Here is a 26666-nt window from a genome sequence, read left to right as displayed (position 1 = left end):
GTCATCCTGCGGTCATCTGGCTGCGCTATGTTCCGGCGATCCACTTCGAACGCTGCCCATGTCCAACGTGATCCGCCATGCCCTGCTGATCGGCGCGCTGCTCGGCGCCTTTGCCTTCCTGTTCGTCGGCGCCGGGTCGCTTATCCCGATGGCCGAATGGGATTGGGTCGACATCGCCAGCGAGGGCGGCACCTCGCTGCTGGCGGCGCTGTGGTGCCTGATCGTGCTGTCCAGCCGACCGGACGGGCTGGTCACGCGGCTGCTGTCCGGGGGCCTGGCCTGCATCATGCTCGGTTCCTGGGCCGACTGCCTGGACGAGGTGGTCGACGTCGACAAGGCGGCGCTGTGGGACAACGCGCTGGAGTCGCTGCTGCCGCTCGGGATGCTGGTCCTCACCGTTGGCATGGCTTACTGGAGGCTCGAGCAGGCCACGCTGTCCGACCACATGCGCAAGCGCGAGCGGCTGTTTCGCAACCACCGCCCGTTCGACCGCATCACCCAGCTGGCCGACGCCGCCTACCTGCGCGAGCAGCTGCGCCTGGAGAGCCGGCGCAACGATGGCCAGGGCTGCGCGCTGGTACTGTTCGACATCGACGAATTCCACCGCATCAACCGCGAACACGGCCAGGCGGAGGGCGACCGCGTGCTGCAGGCGGTGGCGCACATGCTGCTCCTGAACCTGCGCAACGAAGACCTGCTGTGCCGCTATGCGGGCGACCGCTTCGCGGTGCTGATGCCCGGATTGCACGAGGGCGAGGCGCGCGACGCCGCCCAGCACCTGTGCCGCATGGTGTCCTCGATGCGCCACCATGCGCCCAAGGGCCGGGTGCGGATCTCGCTGCGCCACGGTTGCGCGCCAGCCCAGGGCGCGCCGGATGCGCTGCTGTCCGACTTGTGCCGCCAGATGGACGCCGTGTGATCGCCTGGCAGCCGGCCGGAGAACCGTCGATCCCGGCGCGGCAGCAGCCCGCGCTGGCGCTGGAATACGGCCGCTCGCGCGATGCGAGCGACGCCGACCTGCTGCGCGATACGGGTTTGCTGGCAGGCCTGCATCCCGACTGCCTGGTGGCGCCGGCGCAATACCTGCAGCAACTGGCGAACACCCTGCATGCGCTGGACAGCCCCGACACCAGCTTCATGCTGGGCCAGCTGCTGCTGCCCGGTCACGACGGCGCCGCCAGCCACGCGCTGGTGCAGGCCCCGGACCTGCGCGCGCTGCTGCAGACCCTGTGCCGCTTCCATGCGCGCCTGACGCCGCTGTTGCGGCCGCGCTTCGAGACCTGGGGCGAGGTGGCGCTGCTGTACTGGGTCGAGGCCTATGGCGCGCCCGGCCTCCGGCCGGCCCTGGTCGAGATGCACATGACGGCGGTGGTGGCGCTGTGCCGCTGGCTGGGCGGCGAGCGCCTGCCGTGGCGCTTCTGCTTCAACCGCGGCGCCCCGCGCCACGTCGAGCAGCACCACGTCCACCTGGGCGCCGAGCTGCGCTTCGGTTGCCAGCTCGACGCCATGCTGCTCCCGGCGGCTTGGCTCGACCGGCCATGGCCGCGCGCCAGCGAGATGGCGGCGCGCCTGGCGCAGCGCGCCGCCGAGCAGGAAGAGGCGCGCGCACCCGGCATCCTGGCCGCGTTGTACGACTATCTGCTGGCCAACGTGCGCACGGCGCCGACGCTGGAGCGCACCGCCGCCGACTTCGGCGTCAGCCCGGCGACCTTCAAGCGCCAGCTGCTGCGCCACCATACCCATTTCCAGGGTGAGCTCGACCAGGTGCGCACCCATGTGGCGCTGTGGCTGTTCCAGGTCGAGCGGGCCGACAACGAGCAGGTCGCGCGCTACCTGGGCTTTCATGACGCCGCCAATTTCCGGCGCTCGTTCAAGCGCTGGACCGGCCTCACGCCGGGACCGATCCGGGCCGCGCTGGACGGAGAGCTGGGCTGGTTCATGGGCGCGCTGGAGCCGGGAATGTAGGACGCGAGAGAATCCGCGCATCTTCCATTCTCCGAGAAGTGGTATCTTTCACGGTCAAGGCCGTTTTCGAAGAAAAGGAATGAGCGCCAGCCTGGTCCTGCATATCGTCTGTCCAACCCAGAAGCGCGGCTTTGCCGCGTGCATGTCCTTTTGCTTCGTCTGCCTGCTGGTCTATGGCCTGGCCAGCGGCGCGCAGCGCGACCTGTCGCCCGGTGTCGTCATCTTCACCGCCTGCGCGCTGGCCATCGTGAGCGTGGCCGCCTGGGCGCTGTATCGCAATTTCGTGTTCCGGGATGAGCTGTACATCGCCCCTGCGGGCGAGCTGCCGCCGATCGAGCTGGCCTTCCGGCCCGACGAGATCCGCGCGCTGCGGCTGCTGCCGGCGCCGGAGGCCTGGACGCCGGAAGCCAAGTGGGATGCCCTCGGCTTCGGCCATGGCCGGATCGAGATCGAGACCGCTACCCGCCGCTACCATTTCGGGGCGGGGCTGGACCAGCGACAAGCCGAGGCGGCGCTGGAACGGATCCAGGATTTCTGCCTGGCGCAGCGCGGCCTGCCGGTGGCGGCGTGAATGATATTGAATGAGGAATGCTATGTCAGAGCTTGAAAGGAAGTGGTGGTTTTTCATACCCGTGGTGATCCTCACGGCGATCTCGACGATCGGGTTGCTGCACGCGGCCGGAATTCAGTACCAGCCGGTCAAGTTCAGCGCCGCGCAGTGGGCTGTCTGGTTCCTGTGTTTCGTGGGTTTGCAGCGCTGCTTTTCCTTCCTGGGCTGGCTGACGGTCCTGGCGGTCTCGCCCAGGACGATCACCGCGGAGCGCGCATGAAATCCGCCACCAGCCTCGTTGCCACGCTGCTGCTGTTCCTGGCCGCCGGCATCGCGTCGGCCCAAACGACCGAAGAACACATCAATCTCGACACGCCGACCGGCCGCATCGCCGGCACCCTGCAATTGCCGGCCGCCCTAGAGGGCAAGCCGCAGGGTACCCTGAAAGTCGCCTTGATCATCGCCGGCTCCGGCCCGACCGACCGCGACGGCAACAACCCCCTGATTCCGGGCCGCAACGACAGCCTCAGGATGCTGGCCGTGGCGCTGGCCGAGGAGGGCATCGCCTCGCTGCGCTACGACAAGCGCGGCGTGGCCGCCAGCCTGGCGGCCGGACCGCCTGAATCCGAGCTGCGCTTCGAGACCGGCGTCGACGATGCCGCGGCCTGGCTCGGCAAGCTGAAGGCCGATGCGCGCTTCGGCCCGGTGGCCGTGATCGGTCACAGCGAGGGATCCCTGATCGGCATGCTGGCGGCGCAGCAGGCCGGCGCCGCGGCCTTCGTCTCGATCGCCGGCGCCGCCGACGGCGCCCCGGCCATCCTGCGCAAGCAGCTTGCCGGCAAGCTGCCGCCCGAGCTCGACAAGGAAAACGAGCGCATCCTGGCGGCGCTCGAGAACGGCGCGACGGTCGACCAGGTGCCGCCCGCGCTGATGGCTGCTTACCGGCCGAGTATCCAGCCCTACGTGATCTCGTGGTTCAAGTACGTGCCGTCGCAGCGCATCGCCGCCTTGACCATGCCGGTGCTGATCGTCCAGGGCAATACCGACATCCAGGTGGAGGTGGCCCAGGCATACGGGCTGCATCGCGCCAAGCCTGATGCGACCCTGGCCATCATCCCCGGCATGAACCATATCTTCAAGCACGTGCGGGCCGACCTGGCGCTGCAGGCCGCGGCCTACAGCGACCCGTCGCTGCCGGTCTCGCCATTGCTGGTGAAGGCGGTCAGCGACTTTCTGAAAAAGACCAACTGAGGGCTGGCTTCAGGCGGCGCGCAGGGTGTGCGCCGCCGCCACCATATTGCGCAGCGCCGGCAGCACTTCTTCCCAGTTGCGGGTCTTGAGGCCGCAGTCGGGATTGATCCACAGGCGGTTGGGGGGGATGCGGGTGGCGGCCTTGCGCATCAGGTCCACGATGTGATCCTGGCTCGGGATGTTCGGCGAATGGATGTCGTATACGCCCGGCCCGATCTCGTTCGGATACTGGAAATCGTCGAAAGCGTCCAGCAGTTCCATATCCGAGCGCGAGGTCTCGATCGTGATCACGTCGGCATCCATGGCGGCGATCGCGGCGATGATGTCGTTGAACTCCGAATAGCACATGTGGGTGTGGATCTGGGTCTCGTCCGCCACGCCGTTGGCCGTGATGCGGAATGACTCGACCGCCCAGTCCAGGTAGTCCTTCCATTCGCCGCGCCGCAGCGGCAAGCCTTCGCGCAGGGCCGCCTCGTCGATCTGGATCACGCGCACGCCGGCGCGCTCCAGGTCCAGCACTTCTTCGCGGATGGCCAGCGCCAGCTGGCGGCAGCTCACGGACCTCGGCTGGTCGTCGCGCACGAACGACCAGTTCAGTATCGTCACCGGGCCGGTCAGCATGCCCTTCATCGGTTTGTCGGTCAGCGACTGTGCGTAGGTGGTCCACTTGACCGTCATCGCCTGTGGGCGGCGCACGTCGCCGAACAGGATCGGCGGCTTCACGCAGCGCGAACCATAGGATTGCACCCAGCCGTTCTGACTGAAGGCATAGCCGTCGAGCTGCTCGCCGAAGTATTCGACCATGTCGTTGCGTTCGGCCTCGCCGTGCACGAACACGTCCAGCCCCAGCGCTTGCTGTTCGCGCACGCAGCGCGCGATCTCGGCGCGCATCGCTTCCTCGTAGGCCTCCGCATCCAGTTCGCCTTTTTTATGGGCATTGCGGGCCTGGCGGATCGCCGCCGTCTGCGGGAAGGAGCCGATGGTGGTGGTCGGGTAGCTCGGCAGCTGGAGCAGGGCGGCCTGTTGCAGGCTGCGTTCGGCGTGGCTGCTGGCGCGCCGGCCCAGCTCGGGGGTGATCGCGCCCAGGGCCTGCGCTACTTGAGGATTCGACACGCGCTTCGAGGCGCGGCGGCGGTCGATCGCGGCCGCATTCTCGACCAATTCGAGCTGTACCTGCGAGCGGCCATGGTCGAGCGCATGGGCCAGGATGCGCAATTCTTCCAGCTTCTGCACGGCGAACGCCAGCCACGAGCGGATTTCGGGATCGAGCGCGGTCTCGTTCTGCAGGTCGACCGGCACGTGCAGCAGCGAGCACGATGGCGCGATCCACAGGCGCTGGCCCAGCTGGCGCTGCACCGGCTCGAGCCATTCCAATGTGGCGTGCAGGTCGGTCTTCCAGATATTGCGGCCGTCGATCACGCCCAGCGACAGCACCTTGTCCGGGCCAAGGGCGTCGATCACCGGCGCGATCTCGGCGCGGGCATTGATCGCGTCCAGGTGCAGGCCGTCCACCGGCAGCGCGCAGGCCAGCGCCAGGTTATCTTCCAGACGGCCGAAATAGGTCGCCAGCAGCAATTTGGCACCGCTGTGCTGGAGCAGGTCGTAGGCGCCCTCATAGGCGGCCTGCCAGCGCGCATCGAGCTCGGTGACCAGCGCCGGCTCGTCGATCTGCACCCATTCGATGCCTTGCGTGACGAACCAGGCCAGCAGCTCGGCATACACCGGCAGGAGCTTGGGCAGCAGGTCGAGCCGGTCGCTGCCGTCCTTGGCCTTGCCCAGCCACAGATAGGTGAGGGGGCCGATGATCACCGGCTTGGCCTTCACGCCCAGCGTGCGCGCCTGGGCCAGTTGTTCTTCGAGGCGCGCGGTGTCGAGCCTGAAACCGGTGTCGGCGCTGAATTCGGGGACGATGTAGTGGTAGTTGGTGTCGAACCACTTGGTCATTTCGCCGGCATGGACGCCGCCGCAGGCGTGGTCGTGATCGCCCTGGCTGCGGCCGCGCGCCACCCGGAAATAAGAATGAAGCGACGCGTCGAGCGCATCGCCATGGTGCGCATGCGCGCGCGCCGGCACGTTGCCGAGGGTGAAGCTCATGTCCAGCACCTGGTCGTACAGCGAAAAGTCGCCGACCGGGGCGAAATCGAGCCTGGCCTGCTGCTGCCAGTGGCGCTGGCGCAGCGCTGCCGCCTGCGCGCCGAGTTCCTGGGCCGTGGCTTCGCCCTTCCAGAACCGTTCGAGGGCGAATTTCAGTTCGCGGCGCGCGCCGATGCGCGGAAAGCCAAGGGTGTGGGTAGTCGTCATGATGAAGTCAGCCTGATAAGAATGGATGAGTTCATGATAGGCCGCTTGATCCATGAATAAAATTGGTATGATTTCATCCATCCATTAATTTTACTCATGTGACATGATCGAACGCATCCACCTGTCCCTGATCCGCGAGGTCGACCGGCGCGGCTCGCTGACCGCCGCCGCCGACGTGCTGTGCCTGACGCAATCGGCCCTGAGCCACACGGTGAAGAAGCTCGAGCAACAGCTCGGCACGCCGGTCTGGACGCGCGAGGGGCGGGCGCTGCGCCTGACCCAGGCCGGGCGCTATCTGTTGGCGCTGGCCGAACGGGTGCTGCCCCAGCTCGAGCATGCCGAGCGCCTGATGCATGAATACGCGCGCGGCGAGCGCGGCACCCTGCGCATCGGGATGGAGTGCCATCCCTGCTACCAGTGGCTGTTGAAAGTGGTGGATCCTTACCTGGCCGCGTGGCCCGAGGTCGACGTCGACGTCAAGCAGCGCTTCCAGTTCGGCGGCCTCAAGGCCCTGCACGGCTACGAGATCGACCTGCTGGTCACGCCCGACCCGCTGTTCAAGCCGGGGCTGCGCTTCGTGCCGGTGTTCGACTACGAGCAGGTGTTGGTGGTGGGTAGCAGCCATCCGCTGGCCGGGCGTTCCCACGCCGAGCCGGCCGACCTGTCCGACGACGTGTTGATCACCTATCCGGTCGACGTCGAGCGGCTCGACATCTACAACCAGTTCTTCCTGCCGGCCGGCTGCGCGCCGCGCCAGCGCAAGACCATCGAGACCACCGACATCATGCTGCAGATGGTGGCCAGCGGCCGCGGCGTGGCGGCGCTGCCGCGCTGGCTGGTGGACGAGTATGCAGGAAGGATGGCGGTAGCGCCGGTGCGGCTGGGGCACGAAGGGGTGTTCAAGCAGATCTTCCTGGGCACGCGCGAAGTGGATGCCGGCACCGCCTACCTGGAAGCGTTCGTGGAGATCGCGCGTCAAGCATGAGTGCCCGCAGGCACGTTTTGCACCGTCATGGGGCAGTCCCGTCGCGGTGATGCTACATTCACCACGGTTTACCGGCCCGCTCGCCCAGGCGAGCTGAGCGGAGTGGCAAATCGGTTGACCCGCCGTCACATTCAGCGTATATTCGCGAGTTCTCGTTTTTATTCTGCACATCGTATACGCATTCGCAGCCGCTCCTTTCGTCGAGTGGCTTTCCGCGCCTGCGCTGTCAATTCTTACGGGACTAGGTTTTAGTCCCCGGGCCGGCTCCTTTTGCCGTCCCGGGTCGTCAACGTAGCAGCAATTTAGTTGGATTAGGAACGATGCCAACCATCAATCAATTGATTCGCAAGCCGCGTGAAGCCGCGGTTGTGAAGAGCAAGTCGCCGGCACTGGAAAACTGCCCGCAAAAACGTGGCGTGTGCACCCGTGTGTACACCACCACCCCGAAGAAGCCGAACTCGGCACTTCGTAAAGTCGCTAAAGTGCGTCTGACCAACGGTTTCGAAGTCATTTCGTACATCGGCGGTGAAGGCCACAACCTGCAAGAACACAGTGTCGTGCTGCTGCGCGGCGGTCGTGTGAAAGACTTGCCAGGTGTGCGTTACCACATGGTTCGCGGTGCACTGGATACCCAGGGCGTCAAAGACCGTAAGCAAGCGCGCTCGAAGTACGGCGCCAAGCGTGCCAAGGCTGCGAAGAAGTAATCTTCGAGGTGCGTGTCATCGACACGTCACATTAATTAGATAAGTTGAGCCGGCCGCAAGGCCGAGTAAGTGAAGGGTCATGAGGGCCTTTCGCGAGTGTGGAATCCGCACTCAACTGAAGACAGGAAGGAATTGAAATGCCACGTCGTCGTGAAGTACCCAAGCGCGAGATCCTGCCGGATCCAAAATTCGGCAATACCGATGTCGCCAAATTCGTCAACGTTCTGATGCTGTCCGGCAAGAAGTCGGTTGCAGAAAACATCATCTACGGTGCATTCGAACACATTCAATCCAAGTCGGGCAAAGACCCGCTGGAAGTGTTCACGACCGCGATCAACAACGCTAAACCGCTGGTGGAAGTCAAGTCCCGCCGTGTCGGTGGCGCCAACTACCAGGTGCCAGTGGAAGTTCGTCCGGTTCGTCGTATGGCGCTGTCCATGCGTTGGTTGCGCGAAGCCGCAAACAAGCGCAGCGAAAAATCCATGCCGCAACGTCTGGGTGGTGAACTGATGGAAGCGGCTGAAGGCCGCGGCGGCGCAATGAAGCGTCGTGACGAAGTCCACCGCATGGCAGAAGCGAACAAGGCGTTCTCGCACTTCCGCTTCTAAAAAAATGGGCAGACCGCAGGGGGATTTTTCTCCTGAATATGCCCCTGCAGTATCTGTTGTTCAGGCCGGGCTCATTTTGATCATCAAGATGATGCTCGGTTTTGTCCATTCAAAGATTTAGGAAAAATTATGGCACGCAAGACCCCCATCGAGCGCTACCGCAATATCGGTATTTCGGCTCACATCGATGCTGGTAAAACCACCACCACCGAACGCGTCCTGTTCTACACGGGCGTCAACCACAAGATCGGCGAAGTGCACGATGGCGCAGCGACGATGGACTGGATGGAGCAAGAGCAAGAGCGCGGCATTACCATTACCTCGGCAGCGACGACCTGCTTCTGGAAAGGTATGGCCGGTAACTTCGAGCCTCACCACATCAACATCATCGACACCCCGGGCCACGTTGACTTCACCATTGAAGTCGAACGCTCGATGCGCGTGCTCGACGGCGCCTGCATGGTTTACTGCGCAGTCGGCGGCGTGCAGCCACAGTCGGAAACCGTGTGGCGTCAGGCTAACAAGTACAAAGTTCCACGTCTGGCCTTCGTCAACAAGATGGACCGTACCGGCGCGAACTTCTTCAAGGTCTACGAGCAGATGCGCGCTCGCCTGAAGGCAAACCCGATCCCTCTGCAGATCCCGATCGGCGCGGAAGAGAACTTCCTGGGCGTGGTCGACCTGGTCAAGATGAAAGCAATCATCTGGGACGACGCTTCGCAAGGCATGAAGTTCGACTACCGCGACATCCCTGCGGAACTGGTCGATCAAGCCAACGAATGGCGCGAGAAGCTGGTCGAGACCGCTGCTGAAGCCAGCGAAGAGCTGATGAACAAGTACCTGGAAGAAGGCGATCTGTCGGAAGCAGAGATCAAGACCGCCCTGCGCCAGCGCACCATCGCGTCGGAAATCGTTCCGATGATGTGCGGTACCGCGTTCAAGAACAAGGGTGTGCAGGCAATGCTGGACGCCGTCATCGAATACCTGCCGTCGCCAGTGGACATCCCACCAGTCGCCGGTACCGATGAAGACGACCAGCCGGTCACCCGTAAAGCTGACGACAACGAGAAATTCTCGGCGCTGGCATTCAAGATCATGACCGACCCGTTCGTCGGCCAGCTGATCTTCTTCCGCGTCTACTCGGGCATGGTCAATTCGGGCGACACCGTCTACAACCCGGTCAAGGGCAAGAAAGAACGCCTGGGTCGTATTCTGCAGATGCACGCCAACCAGCGCGAAGAAATCAAGGAAGTGCGCGCCGGCGACATCGCCGCTGCGGTCGGCCTGAAAGAAGCGACCACGGGCGAAACCCTGTGCGATCCTTCGGCTGTCATCACCCTGGAAAAGATGGTCTTCCCTGAGCCTGTGATTCAACAGGCAGTCGAGCCGAAAACCAAGGCCGACCAGGAAAAAATGGGCCTGGCGCTGAACCGCCTGGCACAGGAAGACCCATCGTTCCGCGTGCGTACCGACGAAGAATCGGGCCAGACCATCATCGGTGGTATGGGCGAGCTGCACCTGGAAATTATCGTTGACCGCATGAAGCGTGAGTTCAACGTGGAAGCGACCGTCGGCAAGCCACAGGTTGCATACCGCGAAACCATCCGCAAGGCAGTCACCGACGTCGAAGGCAAGTTCGTCAAGCAGTCGGGCGGTCGTGGTCAGTACGGTCACGCAGTCCTGTCGATCGAGCCGCAAGAGCCAGGCAAGGGCTTCGAGTTCATCGACGCGATCAAGGGCGGTGTGGTTCCACGCGAATACATCCCTGCAGTCGAAAAAGGTGTGCGCGAAACCCTGACCACCGGCGTGCTGGCTGGTTACCCAGTGGTCGACGTCAAAGTCACCCTGACCTTCGGTTCGTACCACGACGTCGACTCGAACGAAAACGCGTTCCGCATGGCGGGCTCGATGGCGTTCAAGGAAGGCTGCCGTAAAGCGAATCCGGTCATCCTCGAGCCGATGATGGCCGTGGAAGTGGAAACGCCTGAAGACTACGCTGGCTCGGTGATGGGTGACCTGTCGTCGCGTCGCGGTATGGTCCAGGGCATGGACGAAATCCCAGGCGGCGGCGGCAAGATCATCAAGGCCGAAGTCCCGCTGTCGGAAATGTTCGGTTACTCGACCTCGCTGCGTTCGGCGACCCAGGGCCGCGCGACCTACACGATGGAATTCAAGCACTATTCGGAAGCTCCGAAGCACGTGATTGACGCCATCGTCACCGCGAAGTCCAAGTAATAGATAATGGAGGGATGGGACGTCCCATCCCTCCAGTTAAACAAATATATCGTTTCTCTTAAAGGAATTAGGAAATGGCAAAAGGTAAATTCGAACGGACCAAGCCGCACGTCAACGTCGGCACCATCGGTCACGTTGACCACGGTAAAACCACCCTGACGGCTGCAATCGCTACCGTCCTGTCGAAGAAATTCGGCGGCGAAGCCAAGGCCTACGACCAGATCGACGCGGCTCCAGAAGAAAAAGCACGCGGCATCACCATCAACACCGCGCACGTCGAGTACGAAACCGAAAACCGTCACTACGCTCACGTTGACTGCCCAGGCCACGCCGACTACATCAAGAACATGATTACCGGTGCTGCGCAGATGGACGGCGCGATCCTGGTGTGCTCGGCCGCTGACGGCCCAATGCCACAGACCCGCGAGCACATCCTGCTGGCGCGTCAGGTTGGCGTTCCATACATCATCGTGTTCCTGAACAAGTGCGACCTGGTCGACGACGCAGAACTGCTGGAACTGGTCGAAATGGAAGTCCGCGAACTGCTGTCGAAGTACGAGTTCCCAGGCGACGACCTGCCAATCATCAAGGGTTCGGCACGTATGGCGCTGGAAGGCCAGCCAGGCGAAATGGGCGAAGAGTGCATCGCCCGTCTGGCAGAAGCCCTGGACACCTACATCCCAACCCCGGAACGTGCTGTTGACGGCGCCTTCCTGATGCCAGTCGAAGACGTGTTCTCGATCTCGGGCCGCGGCACCGTCGTGACCGGTCGTGTCGAGCGCGGCGTGATCAAAGTCGGCGAAGAAATCGAAATCGTCGGTATCGTTGACACCGTCAAGACCACCTGCACCGGCGTGGAAATGTTCCGCAAGCTGCTGGATCAAGGTCAAGCTGGCGACAACGTCGGTCTGCTGCTGCGCGGCACCAAGCGTGAAGACGTGCAGCGTGGTCAGGTTCTGGCAAAGCCAGGCTCGATCAAGCCACACAGCAACTTCACCGGTGAGATCTACGTCCTGTCGAAAGACGAAGGCGGCCGTCACACCCCGTTCTTCAACAACTATCGTCCTCAGTTCTACTTCCGTACGACTGACGTGACCGGTTCGATCGAACTGCCAGCAGACAAAGAAATGGTCATGCCAGGCGACAACGTCTCGATCACCGTCAAGCTGATCGCTCCGATCGCGATGGAAGAAGGTCTGCGCTTCGCAATCCGCGAAGGTGGCCGTACCGTCGGCGCCGGCGTCGTGGCAAAAATCATCGCCTAATTCATCAGGCCTTGATCGCAGGTAGGGCGCTCTTCGGAGCGTCTTGCCAGCACAACGATGGGGACAGACTTTTTGGTCTGTCCCCATCTGTTTGAGCGGGAACGATGATATACTCCCGCCTCTTGAGCAGTACCGAAGTACCTTTACCACATTGCCGGCAGCAAGCCGGAACGTTCTTTTAAAGGAATTAGCATGTCCGCTCCAAACCAGAAAATCCGTATCCGCCTGAAAGCGTTCGACTACAAGCTGATCGACCAGTCCGCACTGGAAATCGTCGACACCGCCAAGCGCACCGGCGCCGTCGTCAAGGGCCCAGTCCCACTGCCGACCCGCATCCAGCGTTTCGACGTGCTGCGTTCCCCACACGTGAACAAGACCTCGCGCGACCAGTTCGAAATCCGTACGCACCAGCGTCTGATGGACATCGTGGACCCGACCGACAAGACCGTTGACGCACTGATGAAGCTGGACCTGCCAGCTGGCGTCGACGTCGAAATCAAGCTGCAGTAATACAAAATCAAGTGCCGGCGGATGCCTCCGCCAGCGCTGCAAGGGCCGGATCGACCGTTCGCGGGGATCCGGCCCTTGTCATTTGCGGCGCCTGCGCCAGCAGATCATGCCGGGTGCATGATCTGCGCCACGGCGTCCGCCAACCGTTGTCCATCTTCCCGGCACATGCTGTAATCGAACGGTTCATCCACCCGATTGCCGATCCATGCAGCCGCATTCAATCGCCGCCACCTTACGCGCCACCTCCTGGCGCGATCTCGCGGGCTGGGGCCTGGCCTCGCTCTTCATCGTCTCCGTCGTCAAGGCGCTCGCGCCTGATGCCGCCAGGCCCTTCCTGCGCAGCCTCGGCCTGGCGCTGCCCCTGGTGCTGCTGGCGGCAAAGGACATCGCCCACGCGCCGGACGCCTGGCAGCGCCTGCGCAGCGCGCATGCCGCGCAAGCCCCGTGGCATGCGCGGGTAACGGCGCTGCTGCCGCCGGAACTAGTGGGGATGCTCCGGCTCGACCGCCTGCTGTGGATCGGCTGCTTCAGGCGCCTGCGGCGGCAAACCGCTGCGTGCACGCTGCCGGACGGCGTCGCGCTGACCTACCTGGAACGCGGCGCCTACGGCACCGCCACCGCCGTCGTCTTCGTCAGCCTGTTGCTCGAACTGCCGGTGCACGTCCTGCTGCTGAACCTGTTCGTCGAGGATGCCGGCAAGCTGGCCCTGCTGCACGTCCTCGGCGCCGTGGCGGTGCTGTACACGCTGGCTTGGGTGCTCGGCGACCGCTGGCATATCGGGGCAGGGCGCCATGTCATGACGGACGATGCGCTGTACCTGAGCGTGGGAGCCAGGGTAGAAGGCGTGCTGCCGCTGGCGGCGGTCGCGCGCCTGGAGAGGGTCGATGCGCCGCTGCCGATCTGGCGCCGGCGCCATGGGGTGGCGAGCCGGGACACGCTGCTGGTCACGCCGTTCGACAAGCCGAACTGCGTGCTGGTGCTCGCCGACGACGCGCGCATCGATATCCTGCACTGGCAAGCGAGGAAGCGCCTGCCGCGTTACGTGTTCCTGTATCTCGACCGCCCCGAACTGCTGGCGGCGCGGCTTCGCCGGCGGGACGACGCTTGACGCGGGGCGTCTCCGGCGCGCTGGTCGCGCTGGCGCATCTCCTGTTCGTGCTTGCGCTGCTGCGCTTTGCGGAAACGCCCGATGCGCGCTACGCGGAGGCGCCGGTCGATTATGTCGCGGTTGTTTTCATTCCGGCTCCGCCGCCAGTGCCCTCAGCAGCGTCCGCGCCGTCCCCGGTCACGGCGCCGCCGCCGCGCCGACCGGGACGGGTAAGCGCGCCCGCCGTGGAAATCGCAGCGCCAGCGGCCCCGGCTGCCGTCATGCCCGAGACGATGGAGGCGGCCCAGGTTCCGCAGGCGCCGTCGGCCCGGACGTTCGATATGGAGTCGTTGCGCGCCGCGGCGCGGCAAGTGGAAAGCGCGCGGGCGCCGACCGCGCTGCAAAGCCTGCGCGAATCCGAACAGATGCGCGCCAGCGACGACAGCGACCTGTCGCGCGCGGTGCGCAGGGCGAAGCGCCCTGACTGCCAGACCAAGTATGCCGAGGGCCGGACGATGGTCAACCTGCTGTTGCTGGTGCCGCTCGCCATCGAGACGATCACGGACAAGGGCTGCAAGTGGTAGCAGCCCTGCCGTAACGGGTTTACTTGCTGCCCGTCTTCCAGCGCATGCCGAAGCCGTAGTGCCGGTCCATCAGCTCGTGCGCGCTGGTCATGCCCTGCTGCTGGAAGTACTCGGCCAGCTTGGTGATCACCAGGTTGCCGCCGCGGTTCTCGATCAGCGCGATCGCGCACATGATCTGGCGGTCGCCGCCGTCGAGTTTCACTTCGACCGGCGCCTGGCCCGGCGCCGTCACCGTCACCACGCCATTGGTCACGCCCCAGTTGGCCGCGCCTTCGTAGATGAAGGAAAAGATCACCGCGCGCTTGATCTTGTCGAAGCGTTCGCCGTTGATGAACAGGTTCTCGCCATTCGCGGCGGCGCCGGTGCGGTCGTCGGCATCGAGCTGGATGAAGGGTTCGCGCTCGTAGTCGCCGAAGGTGTTGCCCAGCGCCTGCACCAGGCCGCGACGGCCGTCGGCCAGCTCGTACATGCAGCCGAGATCGAGGTCGATGCCGCTGCGGCCCTTGCGCGCCGCGCCGGCCTTGTTGGCCATCTCGCCGGCCTTGTTCGCGAGGTCGCCCGCCATGCTGGTGAGGCGGTCGAGGAAGCCGCCGCCGCGCGCGGCCGAGGAGGGCGGCGGCGGCGAGGCCGGCGGCGGCGCGATGGCGGCCTGGTTCCAGTTCAGGTTGACGTGGATGCGGCCGTAGCCGCCGCCGGGACGCTTGTCGAGCGAGACCTTGTCGCCGCGCTTGTCGAGCGTGACCTTGGACAGCGAGACCGCCGGCTTGGGCGCAGGAGCAGGAGCAGGAGCAGGAGCAGGAGCAGGCGCGGGTGCGGCCGGCGCCGGCGAACCCGCCTCGGCGCCGCCGAAGTGCTTGAGCAGCGCCGACAGGCCGCCATTGAAGCCCTGGCCGACGGCGCCGAAGCGCCACAGGCTGTCACGGCGATAGAGTTCGGCCACGATCAGGGCCTTCTCGTCGCCGAAGTCGGCGCCCGACCATGGGAAGCGCACGGCGCTGCCCAGCGACAGTGAGCTGGCGCCCAGCGTGCGCATGGTGGCCGCGCCGTCGATCGCCGCCACGAACACGAGTTTCGTGATTGAGCTGGGCAACAGGTCGAGGTTCAGCGCAAAGCGCGCGCGAGCGCCGCTCAGGTCCAGGCGCACCGCGCCTTCGGGGCTGGCCAGCTGGTTGTAGAACACCATGTAGCGGTCGTCCGACAGCTTGTCGTTGGCGTCCAGGCCAAAGCAGGATACGTCGACCGAGGCGCCGTTGGCGGCGATCTCGACGTCGACATCGAAGACATGGCCGGTGCCGAGGTCGGCCAGCTTGCCCTTCTGTCCGCGTCCAAATGTAGTCATGAGGGTTCTCCTTCCAGGAATGGTTTGTGGCCCAGTTCGGCGCGCGAGCCGAACAGGCGCGATTGTTCGAGGGTGCGCTCGGCCCAGGCGCGGTGGGTGGCGACTTCCTGCATCGCGTCGTCCATGCGGAACACCGCCGGGCTCGAGGCGTCGAGGATGGCGCGCGCCACCGCCAGGTCTTGCGGCGTCACCTTGAAGTGCTGCTCGATCGCCGCGATCTGGGTAGGATGGATCGCGGTCTTGCCGACCATGCCGTGGGCCAGGTCTTCGATCACTTCCTGGTCCAGCAGTTCGGGCAGGTCGAGGTATTCGAACACCGGCGCGGTCAGCATGAAGCCGTAGGGCCGGAAGGTCGTCACCAGGCGCGAGATCACCGGCCCGAGCGGCGTGCGGTACAGGGTCATGCCGCGCGGGCGGCGCAGGCCGAGCAGGGCCAGCAGGTCGTTGCCGCCGATGCGCAGCGCCAGGATGCGGTGGCGCACGCCCGGCGCCTCCAGGGCGGCGCGCAGGCCCTGCATTTCGCCGTCGTCGAAGGCCTCGGCCGTCTCCAGGGTCGGCATCAACATATGTCCGGTGTGGCGCACCAGCTTGAAATAGCTGTCGAAGTTGTGGCGCGTGATCTTGGGCAGCACGAAGCCGGTGAGCTTCTCGGCGCCGGGCATGGCCAGCACGCGCGCCAGCACTTCGGGATTGCGCACCCGCACGAAGCGGTCGGCCGCCACGTCCAGGCGCATGTTCGCCAGCACCACCGACAGGTTGAACAGCGACCAGCTGAGCTCCCGGTCGGCGATCGAATCCTCGGTGCAGAAGATCAGCGAGCGCGCGTGCGGCAGGCGCTCGCCATTGGCGATCGCGGTCAGGTTCTTGTGATTGGCCGGCACGTACAGCGACGCGCCCAGGGATTTAGCCATCCGATGCACTCCTGATCAGGGATACTGCGTGATAGGGCAGGTGCGGGTCGATCTCGACCGGCACCCGTTTTTCTTCGGCCAGCACGGCCAGGTGCGCCACTTCGGCGGCGCCAGGGTCGCGCAGCACGAGCAGGCGCGGCACGCGGCGCAGCAGCACGCGCGTGGCTTCGCCGATGCCGGGCTTGACCAGGTTGACGTCGGCGACGCCGTAGCGCCGCATCGCCGCGCCGATGTAGTTCTGCGAGCGTTCGCGCGCCGCCGCGGCGTCGATCGCTTCCGCGCGCGGCAGCGTGTCGGATTGCGCCAGCGCCAGCGCCACCAGCTCGTCGGCGAACGCCTGCGAGCGGTCCACCGCCGCGAACTGGTCGTAGAACACGCAGCCGTGGAAGTCGTCGGCGCGCATGTCCTCGCTCATCACCGTGCGGCTCACCAGGCCCGACACCGTGGCGTTCAGGATGCTCGACGGGATCAGGTAGTCGTCGCACGAGGCGGCGCAGGCGCTAGCGCCGGCCAGGTCGGACAGCACGTGCAGGCCGGCGTCGATATGGGTGCCGTGACGCACGTTGAACACCTCGATCGAGCCGGCCAGCTCGCGCGCGATCACGCCCTTGCCGGTCCAGCCGTCGAGGAAGACGATGGAATCGGGCTGGTGCCCATGCGCCAGGATGTGGCGCAGGGCGGCGGCGTCGATGCCGCGATCGCGCACGATCGACACCGAGTAGTGCACGGCGTCGCGTCCGAACAGCTCGCGCAGCAGGCGGGCGACGACCACCCCGACCGGGGTGCCGGCGCGCGCCAGCGACACCAGCGCCAGCCGGTGCAGCGGGCGCGCGGCGATCAGGCGGGCCAGGCGCAGGCAGTCGCGCGCCATGCGCGCGTTGTTGGCGCGGCAGGCCTCGTCGAACAGCGCCATGTAGCGCGCCGACGGCGCCGACTCGGGCGACAGCATCTGGCTGTAGTGGCGCCGGCCGCTCTGGATCAGCGCTTCCTTCTCGGCGACGTCGACGAAGCCCTCCTGCGGCAGGCGGCGCAGCAGGAAGCTGACCTCGCCCTTGCGGTAGCTGCCGGAGAAGTCTTCCCAGTCGCTCACAGCGCCCCCACGGTGATGCCGGCGAGCTGGGTGCCGCGCGGGATGATGGCGTAGTCGCAGGCGGCCATGAAGCGCGCGTCCGAGCGGCTGTCGCCCATGCCGAAGGTGACGATCTCGCCGAATTCGCGCTTCAGGCGTTGGGTGATGTGGGCCACCGCGTTGGCCTTGTCGAGCGCCTTGGGCAGGATGGCCAGGTTGTTGCCGTTGCGGTGGATGAAGTAATCGCGGTCGCCGTCGGCGATCCAGGGGCGCACCACGTCTTCCTCGAGCGGCGCCAGGCGTTCGGCCTGTTTGTCCGGATCCTTCACCACCAGGAAGAATGGAGTGCCGAAATCCTCGATCATGCGCGCGCGACCGCCATAGCCGCTGCGCTTCCCATGGTCGTCGATGTGGGCGGCCAGCTCTTGCAGGCCGGGCAGCGCGGCATGCATCGCCGTGCGCATACCGTCCAGCCAGGGCTGGTCGAGCGCGCCGCCCGGCTCGAGCACCACGCCGCCATAATTGATGACGGCGTAGCTGTCGAACGGCAGCGACACCCGGCGCAAGCCGTCGAGGTCGCGCGCGGTGGTCGGGATCATCGTCATCCCGTCCTGCAGCAGCGCCAGGAACGAGCGCTGCGAAGGCGTGGTATAGGAACAGATGCTGCCGTCCTTGTAATAGGCGGCCGGCTCCAGGGCGCCCGGGGTGTCCCGGTGCGCGCCGCATTTGCCGAAGGTCTGGAACAGCGTGTCGTCCAGGTCAGCGAACAGGAACTTCTTCAACGTGGTCCTCGGACTGGAAGTGGAATAGCCGCGCGTTCAGCTGGCTGGCCAGCTGGAACAGCGCGGGGCCGGGCGCGGTCTCGTGGCAGACCAGCACGTGCTCGTACTGGCCGGGCGCGACGTTGTACAGGTAATTCGCGATGCCTTCGCCGTAGTTGTCGGGGAAGGTCAAGGCATGGCTCACCGCGCCCCAGGTGAGGATCGGCGAGCGCGTGGTCGACTGCACCGCCACGTCGACGCCATGGCGCTGCAAGGCGGCGCCGAACAGGGTCGAGACGTGCATGAACTCGCCGGTGCCCAGCACCAGCACCCGGCTGCCGGGCGCGAACTCGCCGGCCAGGCGCGCCGCCAGTCGCTCCGGCGCCCGCAATGCCCGCGCTGTGCCGAGACGGCCGAAGGCGGGGCTGGCGCCGCGGTCGGCGTCTTCCGCATAGCGCTGCGCCACGCCCTGGTCGGGCGGCAGCGCTCCTTGCGCGAAGCTGAATTCGCCCTCGACCAGCGCGCCGCTCGTCACCGGCATGCCGAAGCGGGCGTCCAGCGCGTCGGTCGCGGCGCGGCCCATGAAATTGGTGATGGTGGCCAGGTGCACCCGCTCCAGGCCCGGATTCAGGCGGCGGCAGGCGGCGGCCAGGTTGACGAAGGTATTGCCGGTGCTGGCTTCGTCGTCGACCAGCACCAGGGTGCGCGCGGCCAGCAGCAGAGCGTGCAGCTCGGGCTCGACCGGCGCGTGCAGGAACTGGCGCGGCGCGTGGCTGTGCGCTTCCTCAAATTCGATCAGCGGACCATCGCCGACCCGGTAGCGGGTGGTGTGCAGGAACAGCGCCTGTTGGCCCGGATGGGCGCGCAGCCAGGCTTCGAACACGCCCTGGCCCAAGCCGATCGCGGTTTCCGCCATGGCGATGAACAGCACCGGACCCTGGACCGCGCCTTTGAGCTGCGGCGCCAATGCGGCCAGGCGCTCGTGCACCATCAGCATGTCGACCGGTTGCGCCGGCCAGTGCTTGCCCAGCACCTTGCTGAGGAACAGGAAGCCGCGCTTGGCGTTGGCGCGCGCGGCAAAGCCGAGCAGGGCGTCGAGTTCGGATGCGCCGCTATCGATGCGCAGGTCGAGTGTCCCGGTCGGGAGCTCGATACGCTGGACAGGCGTTGGGAGCGGCGCGTTCATGCCAGCTCCGTCGCGACGCTGACTTCGGCCACCCGCATGCCGTGGCGCGGCGCGGGAATCTCGAGGCCATCGTAGCCCTCGGCGAAGCCGCGCAGCGCGATATAGGGCAGGTTGGGGCCGGCCAGGCAGGCCATGCCGATCCCGCCCGACATGCGCGGATTGATCTCCAGCAGGCGCGGGCGGCCGCCGCCCTCGCGGAACTGGACGTTGAACACGCCATTGAGCTGGTAGTCGGCGGCCAGGCGCGTCGTCGCATCCAGGATGTCCTGGCGCATGTCGATCAGCTGGCCGCTGCCGGCTTGCGGCAGCTTGCGGCGCACCACGCCCGTGACCAGGCGCCCATGGTCGCCCACGCAGTCGACGCTGTATTCGGGGCCATCCAGGAACTCCATCAGCAGCATGGTGTTGAAAGTCTCCAGCTCTCCCAGCCCGCGGCGCAGGTCCTGGTAGCCGATGTGGTACTCCACGCCTTTGATCAGCAGCGCGGCGCTGCTGCGCTCTTCGTCGACGATGGCGAAGCCCAGGCCATAGATGCCGTGCGCCGGCTTGACGCACAGCTTCGCATGGTGCGGGCGCAGTTCGGCATAGGCGGCGTCGAACTGCTCCAGGGTCGCGAAGGGGCGGAAGGCCGCCACCGGCGCGTCCGGCAGCACCGTCGCGGCATAGAAATCGGCCTTGTCGTGGATGCGTTTCAGCTGCGCCGGCGGGGCGGCGCTGAGCACGCGGGTCTTGATGTCGGCGAAGCGCGCATGCTCGGCGGCGAGCAGGGTGGCTTCGCGGCCCGGCACGAAGATGTCGATCCTGTGGTCGCGGCAGAAGGCGAGGCACCAGTCGACATAGGCGTCGCCTTTCAGGCCGGTCGGCTCGACGTGGAATTCATGGGCCAGGCGCGCGGCCGGCGCATGGCGGTTGGCGTTGCTGTGGATGATGGTGAAACGGCCTTCGGTATCGGCCTCGCGGATCAGCTTGATCGCCGCATTCACGGACGAAAACGTCCTGTTGTACCAGACGCGCATGTGGACTCTCTTGATGGATGATCGGCCACTGGCGTGGCGTTGCGGGCCCGCGCCAGGCGGCGCGGGCCGTCAGGGAAGCTCCCTGTGAAACTCTTAGACGTTGACGCCGAACGAGCGTGCCAGCGGACCGAGGCCGCCCTTGAAGCCCTGGCCGACGGCGCGGAACTTCCATTCGCTGCCGGCGCGGTACAGTTCGCCGAAGATCATCGCGGTTTCGGTCGAGCTGTCCTCGGACAGGTCGTAGCGTGCGATCTCGGCTTCGCCGGCGGCGTTCAGGCAGCGGATATAGGCCTTGCCCACCTGGCCGAAGTTCTGGCGGCGCGCGTCGGCGTCGTGGATGGTGACGCAGAACGAGATCTTGTCGATGTCGGCCGGCACGCGCGCCAGGTCGACGGTCAGCTTCTCGTCGTCGCCGTCGCCCTGGCCGGTGGTGTTGTCGCCCGTGTGGACCACCGAGCCGTCGCTCGATTTCAGGTTGTTGTAGAAGATGAAGTCGGTGTCGCCGCGTACCTTGGCGTCGGTCTTCAGCAGGAAAGCGCTGCCGTCCAGGTCGAAGGCGGAACCGTCGGTCGAGCGTGGATCCCAGCCCAGGCCGATGATGACCTTGGTCAGGCCCGGTGCTTCCTTGCTCAGGTTGACGTTGCCGCCTTTTTGCAGACTGATTGCCATGCGAACTCCTTTTCCGTTGAGGGATGAAATGGACGACGATGCCGCCGTCGCCATCAGGGATGCATCCGCCAATATAGGCGGTAATTGATCAATTGTACATGGGGCCGGAGCGCTTGAATTTCAACATCTTTCATAGACGGATGTACGTACTTACGCCCGTCCTGCGCCCCGGAATGTCACATTTGCGGATTTGGAGTATCAGGCAAAAAGAGGCCAGCTTCCGGCAACGGGAGAGCATGCCCGAACCCGATACTGGGTGCTCTTCCACCCCACCTGAAGGAGCACACCATGAGCAAGATCGCACTCGTCACCGGCGCCAGCCGCGGCCTGGGCCGCAACACCGCGCTGCACATCGCGCGGAAGGGCGGCGACGTCGTCATCACTTACCAGAGCCGCGAGCAGGAGGCCCAGGCCGTGGTTGACCAGATCCGCGCCATGGGGCGCCAGGCGCTGGCGCTGCCGCTCGACGTCGGCAATATGGGCGGTTTCGCGAACTTTGCGGACCTGCTGCGCGCAAGCCTGCGCGACACCTGGGGCCGCGACAGCTTCGACCACCTGGTCAACAATGCCGGCCACGGCGACATGGCGGCCATCGCCGACACCACGCAGGCGCAGTTCGACCGCCTGGTCGACGTCCACTTCAAGGGCGTGTTCTTCCTGACCCAGGCCCTGCTGCCGCTGCTGGCCGACGGCGGGCGCATCGTCAACCTGTCGAGCGGACTGACCCGTGTTTCCTTCCCCGGCTTCGGCGCCTACGCGGCGGTGAAGGGGGCGGTCGAGGTATTGAGCGTCTACCTGGCGAAGGAACTGGGCAGCCGCGGAATCGCCGTCAACACGGTGGCGCCGGGCGCGATCGAGACCGATTTCCTGGGCGGCGCGGTGCGCGACACGCCGGACCTGAACGGCGTCTTCGCCGGCATGACGGCGCTCGGGCGGGTCGGCGTGCCGGACGATATCGGCCCCATGATCGCGAGCCTGCTGGGGGACGAAAACCGTTGGATCAACGGCCAGCGCATCGAGGTGTCGGGTGGCCAGGTGATCTGATTCAAGCGGCCTGCAGGCGTTTCACTTCGCGCACCGGCGGCAGCCCGAACATGCGCCCATACTCGCGCGTGAAATGCTGCACGCTTTCATAGCCCACGCTATGCGCGGCGTGGCTGGCGCTGGCGCCCTCGGCCAGCATCAGGCGGCGCGCCTCGATCAGGCGCAGCTGCTTCTGGAACTGCCGCGGCGTCAGCGAGGTCACCGCGCGGAAGTGGTGGTGGAAGGACGAGGGACTCATGCCGGCCAGGGCCGCCAGTTCCTCGACCGGCAGCCGCCGCGCATAGTCGCGGCGCAGGACGGCGACCGCGCGCGCCACGCGCCGCACATGGCTGTCGGGCAGGCCGAGGCGGCGGATCGCGGCGCCGTGGCGTCCCAGAAGCAGCCAGTAGTGGAATTCGCGGATCAACGCGTGCTGCAGCACCGGGATCGAGGCCGGCCGCTCGAGCAGGCGCATGAGCCGCAGGGCGGCATCGCGTACGTGGTTGTCGGTGGCCTCGCCGCGCACCGGCCGGTCGTCGGCTTCTTCCACCTCCGCCATCTCGGTCGCCAGTCCGGCGATCACGGCGGGATCGAGGTCCAGCACCAGCGAATAATAGGGCGCCGCGGCGCTGGCCCGGGTCACCTGGCTGGAGGTGGGCACGTCGGCCATGACCAGCAGCGAATCGCCGGCCTCGAAGGTGAACGACTGCGCGCCCATGGCGACATGCTTGCTTCCCTGTAGGACCAGGCAGGCCAGGGGGCGCTGGATCTGGTAGCTCAGTTCCGTCCGCCCGGCCTGGCGGATCGCCACCAGGCCAGGGATGGGAGTGTGCGCCACGCCGTCGGCGTCGGCATGGTCGTCGGCGAAGCGGCGTACCGCATCGAGAAGCATGGTGTCCATGCCGCCATGGTAGCCCGACTGCGCCGGCTTGGGAACTACGCGGCCCGGGCCGCGTCGTCGCTGTCGCGCATGACGCTGTCGCGCATGGCGCCGACCTGGGCCGGCGCCGCTTCCGACGCGGTATGCGCCGGCTCGCGCGCCAGCCGCACCAGCTGCACCGGCAGGGCCAGCGACACGCCGCGTTCCTCGAGCCCGGCGAGGATGCTCAGGTAGATCTCCTGCTGCACGTTCATGTACACGGTGTAGTCGGTGTTGTCGACGTAGTACACCACCTCGTAGTTGAACACCGGCGCCGCGATGCCGGCCAGGTGGGCGCGGTCGAAGCGCACCTGCGGCTGGGCCGCGACGATCTGCTGCACCATCTCCGGCAAGCCACGCAGCAGGGTCGCCGGCGTCAGGTGCGACACCCCGAACTGGAACACGACGCGGCGCGACTCCATGCGGCGCAGGTTCTGGATGCGGCTCTTGAGCAGGTCGTTATTGGAAAACACGATCTGCTCGCCGGAGAGGCTGCGCACGCGGGTGGTCTTCAGGCCGATCTTCTCGACCGTGCCCAGCATCTTGTCGACGATGATGAAGTCGCCCACCACGAACGGTTTGTCGAGCACGATGGAGAGCGAGGCGAACAGGTCGCCCAGGATGCTCTGCACCGCCAGCGCGATGGCGATGCCGCCGATCCCCAGGCTGGCCACCAGGGTGGTGATGTTCACGCCCAGGTTGTCCAGCACCATCAGGGCCACCACCGCCCACAGCGCCACCCGCACCAGGAAGGCGATGGCGGCCGAGGAGGTGATGCGGTCCGGGTCTTCGTTGCGCTGGGCGCGGGTCGCCACCAGCCAGGTGCGCAGCGCGCGGTCGCCCCAGATCGCGACCTGGATCAGCACCGCGGTGATGGTGACGCGGCCGATGAACAGCTGCGCCTTGTCCGGCAGCGCCAGGAAGCTGGCGCCGGCGTAGACGCCGACGATGATCAGCACCAGCAGCTTGGTCGAGCGCAGCGCGGCGACCGCGATGTCGTCCCACTTGGCGTCGGTGCGCGCGGCAAGCGCCGCCAGGCGCCGCGCCAGGATCGATTTGACGGCGTCCAGCCCGGCCGCCACGGCCGCGACCACGACCAGCGCGACCAGCCAGTCGGCGACCGGATTCTTGAGGATGACGTATTCCATCACGGTTTCATTTCCCTTTCATTCAATGTTCAAGCTTCAGGCGGCGGAGCGCTCTTCCTGGGCGTCGTCGTGCCCGGATGACGGCAGGGCGGCCAATGCGGCCAGGAAGTCGTCGCCCCAGCGCGCCACGTCGCGGTCGCGCACGATCGCGGCCATGCGGCCGGAGCGGTAGGCCACTTCATCGGCGCCCATGGTCAGCGCGTGGTAGAGCGTCGCGCTCATCGCGTTCCTGTCATACGGGTTCACCAGCAGCGCGCCGTGCAGCTCGACGGCGGCGCCGGCGAATTCGGACAGCACCAGCGTGCCCGGACGGCCGGCGGCGTGGCGGGTGGCGACGTACTCCTTGGCCACCAGGTTCAGGCCGTCGCGCAGCGGCGTGATCCAGGCGACGTCGCAGGCGGCGTAGTGGGCCACGACCTCCTCGAACGGCAGCGAGCGGTAGAAGTAGCGCACCGGCACCCAGTCCAGGGTCGAGAAGCGGCCATTGATGCGGCCCACGGTGCGGTCCAGTTCCTCGCGCAGGCTGTCGTAGATCTCCATGCCGGACGCCGCCGGCGTGATGATGTTGATGAGCATGACCTTGCCCAGCAGCTCGGGGTGCTGTTCGAGCATGCGCTCGTAGGCCTGCAGCTTTTCCAGCGAGCCCTTGACGTAGTCGAGGCGCTCGATCGAGATGATCCCGGTGCGGCCATCCAGGTACTCGTCCCATTCGGCGATCTGGCGCTGGATGTCGTCGCTCCTGACCAGGTCGTCGATCAGGCCGGCGTTGGTGCCCACCGGATGGGCGCCCAGCGTGACCCGGCGTCCGCCCACTTCGAGCGCGCTGTGCATGCGGTCCACGCCCAGCGCGCAGCCGAAGGTCAGGTAGCGCGGCGCGCACGGCACCGCGTCCAGCACCTCGACCGGCGCGCAGGAGCGCGCGGCGTCGACGAAGTTCTCGACGTAGCGTGGGATGTGGAAGCCCACGTAGTCGCACTGCAGCAGGCTGCCGATGATGTCGTTCCTCCATGGCAGGATGTTGAACACGTCGGACGACGGGAAGGCGGTGTGGTGGAAGAAGGCGATCGTCAGGTCCGGGCGCAGCGGGCGCAGGAAGGCCGGCACCATCCACAGGTTGTAGTCGTGGATCCAGGCGGTGGCGCCGGGCGCCGCCTCGCGCGCGGTCTGCTCGGCGAACAGGCGGTTGACTTCCAGGAAGCGCTCCCAGTGGTCCTGGCGGAATTCGGCCTTATCGGGGAAGGAGAAGATGATCGGCCAGAACGCCTCTTTCGAGAACTTCTTGTAGAACTGGTCGATGTCGTCCGCCGTCAGCGGAATCCGGGCCGCCTTGAGTTGCGGGTAGCGCTGGGCGTCGACGGCCACGTGCGGGATGAATCCGCCCGGCGTCCGGCTGGCCTGCTGCGACCAGGCGACCCACGAGCCCTTGCGCCCGCCGGCGAAAAAGCTGAGCAGGGTCGGCATGATGCCGTTCGGGCTTTTCGGGCGGCGCTGGTAGGTGACGCCGCCTTCCACCACTTCGTCATAGGGCAGGCGGTGGTAGACCATCACCAGCTCGGCCTCGCCATAGGAGGTCGCGTCATGCGCCACGGCGTCGCCGTCCAGGCGCAGGCCGTGGCGGCCGAAGGCCTGCAGGATGCCGCCGCAGCCGGCAGCGTCGGCCACCACCACGCGCGGCATCTTGCGCACCGCCTGCACCAGCGCCGGTTCGGCGGCGCCGACCACCACGCCGCGAAAGCCCGCCTCGAACATCGACAGGTCGTTCAGGGTGTCGCCCGCCACCACGATATGGGCTGGATCGAAACCGGCGACTTCGGCCAGGCGGCGCACCGCGACGCCCTTGCCGACGCCGCGCGGCAGCACGTCCAGGTAGCGGCCGGCCGAGAACAGCAGGTCGCAGCCGAGGGCGTCGACGGCATTCCGGAGCTCAGGCGTCAGGGCCTCCTCGGTGGCGTAGAAGGAAACGCGGCGTTCCTGCGGCACCGACTGGCGCACCAGCTCCGGGAAATCGGCCAGCGCTTTCAATACCGCCTGGCTGCCCGGCCAGCGCGCCGCGATCTCGTGCGCCAGCGGTTCGACCGGGCGCAGGTCGGCGTCGACGATGGTGGCGCCGACGTCGGCGATGATGTAATGGGGGCGCGGCACCGTTGGGTCGGACAGCAGCGGAATGACGGTTTCCAGGCCGCGGCCGGTGACGAACACCAGTGTTGCTTCCGGCAGGGCGCCGGAAAACAGTTCGCGGATGCGGCGCCGCGCCTCATGGGTGCCGGCCAGCAGCGTACCGTCGAGGTCGGTAGCCAGCACCAGGCGTGAGGGATCGAGCTGGCGCGGCCAGTGGCGTGTTTCAATGACAGTCATTCTTCATCCTTTGCAGCGATGCGTCCGCCCATGAGCCATGGGTTGGGTGGCGGACCGGGTCTGGGCCCGCGATGCTCGCCGGGGAGGCGCGCGGGCCGGAGAAAGGCGGGATGCGACAAGCTGCGCTCTCTTCTGTAGGAATGCGCGTTCGACACATTGGGAACCGCCAGGCGGAAGAGGGCGGACAGCGCCGGCATGGATGCCGGAAAATCACGTGCGCCAGGT

Annotated in this window: 25 protein-coding genes; 14 read left to right on the top strand and 11 right to left on the bottom strand. The window is 66.2% G+C overall.

Translation table 11 applies throughout. The features are described 5' to 3' along the window. Positions 1 to 58 precede the first annotated feature (58 nt). The 5 genes from LO55_RS05550 to LO55_RS05530 all read left to right on the top strand — a co-directional run bounded on the left by LO55_RS05550 (position 59) and on the right by LO55_RS05530 (position 3766). Positions 59 to 919, top strand: a complete 861-nt coding sequence (locus LO55_RS05550; RefSeq protein ID WP_071360736.1) for a GGDEF domain-containing protein — start codon at positions 59 to 61, stop codon at positions 917 to 919. After that, the gene (locus LO55_RS05545; RefSeq protein WP_071360735.1) at positions 916 to 1965 is read left to right on the top strand and encodes an AraC family transcriptional regulator; all 1050 of its coding nucleotides are present in this window, start codon (positions 916 to 918) and stop codon (positions 1963 to 1965) included. The genes LO55_RS05550 and LO55_RS05545 overlap by 4 nt, the downstream gene beginning before the upstream one ends. 79 nt (positions 1966 to 2044) lie before the next feature. After that, complete coding sequence (locus tag LO55_RS05540) at positions 2045 to 2536, top strand: hypothetical protein (RefSeq protein ID WP_071360734.1); 492 nt, start codon at positions 2045 to 2047, stop codon at positions 2534 to 2536. Between the two features lie 22 nt (positions 2537 to 2558). Then, complete coding sequence (locus LO55_RS05535) at positions 2559 to 2795, top strand: hypothetical protein (protein ID WP_071360733.1); 237 nt, start codon at positions 2559 to 2561, stop codon at positions 2793 to 2795. Continuing rightward, a complete protein-coding gene (locus LO55_RS05530) occupies positions 2792 to 3766 on the top strand; it encodes an alpha/beta hydrolase (protein WP_071360732.1) in 975 nt (324 codons plus the stop codon). Before LO55_RS05535 ends, LO55_RS05530 begins: the two co-directional genes overlap by 4 nt. A gap of 9 nt (positions 3767 to 3775) precedes the next feature. Here LO55_RS05530 and metE read toward each other — a convergent pair whose 3' ends face one another. Further along, on the bottom strand, positions 3776 to 6067 hold the full coding sequence (gene metE / locus LO55_RS05525; protein ID WP_071363691.1) for a 5-methyltetrahydropteroyltriglutamate--homocysteine S-methyltransferase: 2292 nt from the start codon (positions 6065 to 6067) through the stop codon (positions 3776 to 3778). A gap of 103 nt (positions 6068 to 6170) precedes the next feature. Here metE and LO55_RS05520 point away from each other — a divergent pair, with 103 nt between their 5' ends. The 8 genes from LO55_RS05520 to LO55_RS26200 all read left to right on the top strand — a co-directional run bounded on the left by LO55_RS05520 (position 6171) and on the right by LO55_RS26200 (position 14045). Next, positions 6171 to 7052, top strand: coding sequence for a LysR family transcriptional regulator (locus LO55_RS05520; RefSeq protein ID WP_005663519.1), 882 nt, complete (start codon positions 6171 to 6173; stop codon positions 7050 to 7052). Positions 7053 to 7372: 320 nt separating this feature from the next. Then, a complete protein-coding gene (rpsL, locus tag LO55_RS05515; RefSeq protein ID WP_005663517.1) occupies positions 7373 to 7756 on the top strand; it encodes a 30S ribosomal protein S12 in 384 nt (127 codons plus the stop codon). Between the two features lie 137 nt (positions 7757 to 7893). Continuing rightward, on the top strand, positions 7894 to 8364 hold the full coding sequence (gene rpsG, locus LO55_RS05510) for a 30S ribosomal protein S7 (protein WP_005663516.1): 471 nt from the start codon (positions 7894 to 7896) through the stop codon (positions 8362 to 8364). Positions 8365 to 8493: 129 nt separating this feature from the next. Continuing rightward, positions 8494 to 10599, top strand: a complete 2106-nt coding sequence (gene fusA / locus LO55_RS05505; RefSeq protein WP_005663513.1) for an elongation factor G — start codon at positions 8494 to 8496, stop codon at positions 10597 to 10599. A gap of 74 nt (positions 10600 to 10673) precedes the next feature. Then, positions 10674 to 11864: an elongation factor Tu gene (gene tuf, locus LO55_RS05500; RefSeq protein WP_005663511.1), complete on the top strand. Its 1191-nt coding sequence runs from the start codon at positions 10674 to 10676 to the stop codon at positions 11862 to 11864. Positions 11865 to 12056: 192 nt separating this feature from the next. After that, complete coding sequence (gene rpsJ / locus LO55_RS05495) at positions 12057 to 12374, top strand: 30S ribosomal protein S10 (RefSeq protein ID WP_005663509.1); 318 nt, start codon at positions 12057 to 12059, stop codon at positions 12372 to 12374. A 205-nt stretch (positions 12375 to 12579) separates the two neighbouring features. Then, positions 12580 to 13482 carry a hypothetical protein gene (locus LO55_RS05490; RefSeq protein WP_071360731.1) on the top strand — a complete coding sequence of 301 codons (903 nt, stop codon included), beginning with the start codon at positions 12580 to 12582 and terminating at the stop codon, positions 13480 to 13482. Next, positions 13479 to 14045 (top strand): hypothetical protein, encoded by a 567-nt coding sequence (locus LO55_RS26200; protein ID WP_143054457.1) that lies wholly within the window; start codon positions 13479 to 13481, stop codon positions 14043 to 14045. Before LO55_RS05490 ends, LO55_RS26200 begins: the two co-directional genes overlap by 4 nt. Before the next feature lie 19 nt (positions 14046 to 14064). Here the strand turns inward: LO55_RS26200 and LO55_RS05480 are convergent, their stop codons facing one another. The 7 genes from LO55_RS05480 to LO55_RS05450 all read right to left on the bottom strand — a co-directional run bounded on the left by LO55_RS05480 (position 14065) and on the right by LO55_RS05450 (position 20996). After that, on the bottom strand, positions 14065 to 15384 hold the full coding sequence (locus LO55_RS05480; RefSeq protein WP_071360729.1) for a TerD family protein: 1320 nt from the start codon (positions 15382 to 15384) through the stop codon (positions 14065 to 14067). Further along, positions 15381 to 16295: an HpcH/HpaI aldolase/citrate lyase family protein gene (locus LO55_RS05475; protein ID WP_071360728.1), complete on the bottom strand. Its 915-nt coding sequence runs from the start codon at positions 16293 to 16295 to the stop codon at positions 15381 to 15383. The genes LO55_RS05480 and LO55_RS05475 overlap by 4 nt, the downstream gene beginning before the upstream one ends. After that, positions 16288 to 17385 carry a cysteine protease StiP family protein gene (locus tag LO55_RS05470; RefSeq protein ID WP_071360727.1) on the bottom strand — a complete coding sequence of 366 codons (1098 nt, stop codon included), beginning with the start codon at positions 17383 to 17385 and terminating at the stop codon, positions 16288 to 16290. The genes LO55_RS05475 and LO55_RS05470 overlap by 8 nt, the downstream gene beginning before the upstream one ends. Next, on the bottom strand, positions 17382 to 18146 hold the full coding sequence (locus LO55_RS05465) for a hypothetical protein (RefSeq protein WP_071360726.1): 765 nt from the start codon (positions 18144 to 18146) through the stop codon (positions 17382 to 17384). The genes LO55_RS05470 and LO55_RS05465 overlap by 4 nt, the downstream gene beginning before the upstream one ends. Next, positions 18124 to 19311 carry a phosphoribosyltransferase domain-containing protein gene (locus LO55_RS05460; RefSeq protein ID WP_071360725.1) on the bottom strand — a complete coding sequence of 396 codons (1188 nt, stop codon included), beginning with the start codon at positions 19309 to 19311 and terminating at the stop codon, positions 18124 to 18126. The genes LO55_RS05465 and LO55_RS05460 overlap by 23 nt, the downstream gene beginning before the upstream one ends. After that, on the bottom strand, positions 19308 to 20327 hold the full coding sequence (locus LO55_RS05455) for an ATP-grasp domain-containing protein (protein WP_005663480.1): 1020 nt from the start codon (positions 20325 to 20327) through the stop codon (positions 19308 to 19310). The genes LO55_RS05460 and LO55_RS05455 overlap by 4 nt, the downstream gene beginning before the upstream one ends. A 93-nt stretch (positions 20328 to 20420) precedes the next feature. Continuing rightward, positions 20421 to 20996 (bottom strand): TerD family protein, encoded by a 576-nt coding sequence (locus LO55_RS05450; RefSeq protein ID WP_071360724.1) that lies wholly within the window; start codon positions 20994 to 20996, stop codon positions 20421 to 20423. A 288-nt stretch (positions 20997 to 21284) separates the two neighbouring features. On the opposite strand from LO55_RS05450, the gene LO55_RS05445 reads away from it, so the two are divergent. Continuing rightward, positions 21285 to 22040, top strand: a complete 756-nt coding sequence (locus tag LO55_RS05445) for an SDR family NAD(P)-dependent oxidoreductase (protein ID WP_071360723.1) — start codon at positions 21285 to 21287, stop codon at positions 22038 to 22040. A gap of 1 nt (position 22041) precedes the next feature. Here LO55_RS05445 and LO55_RS05440 read toward each other — a convergent pair whose 3' ends face one another. The 3 genes from LO55_RS05440 to ggpS are packed head-to-tail and all read right to left on the bottom strand — an operon-like array spanning position 22042 to position 26441. Next, a complete protein-coding gene (locus LO55_RS05440) occupies positions 22042 to 22920 on the bottom strand; it encodes an AraC family transcriptional regulator (protein ID WP_071360722.1) in 879 nt (292 codons plus the stop codon). 35 nt (positions 22921 to 22955) lie between these two features. Next, complete coding sequence (locus tag LO55_RS05435) at positions 22956 to 24086, bottom strand: mechanosensitive ion channel family protein (protein WP_229410080.1); 1131 nt, start codon at positions 24084 to 24086, stop codon at positions 22956 to 22958. Between the two features lie 36 nt (positions 24087 to 24122). After that, positions 24123 to 26441, bottom strand: coding sequence for a glucosylglycerol-phosphate synthase (ggpS, locus tag LO55_RS05430; RefSeq protein WP_143054456.1), 2319 nt, complete (start codon positions 26439 to 26441; stop codon positions 24123 to 24125). Positions 26442 to 26666: the final 225 nt, after the last annotated feature.

Source organism: Massilia timonae, from assembly GCF_001866515.1.
Taxonomy (GTDB): Bacteria; Pseudomonadota; Gammaproteobacteria; order Burkholderiales; family Burkholderiaceae_D; genus Telluria; species Telluria timonae.
Note: the sequence above shows the minus strand (reverse complement) of the source record. Positions and strands in the feature narration are given on the sequence as shown.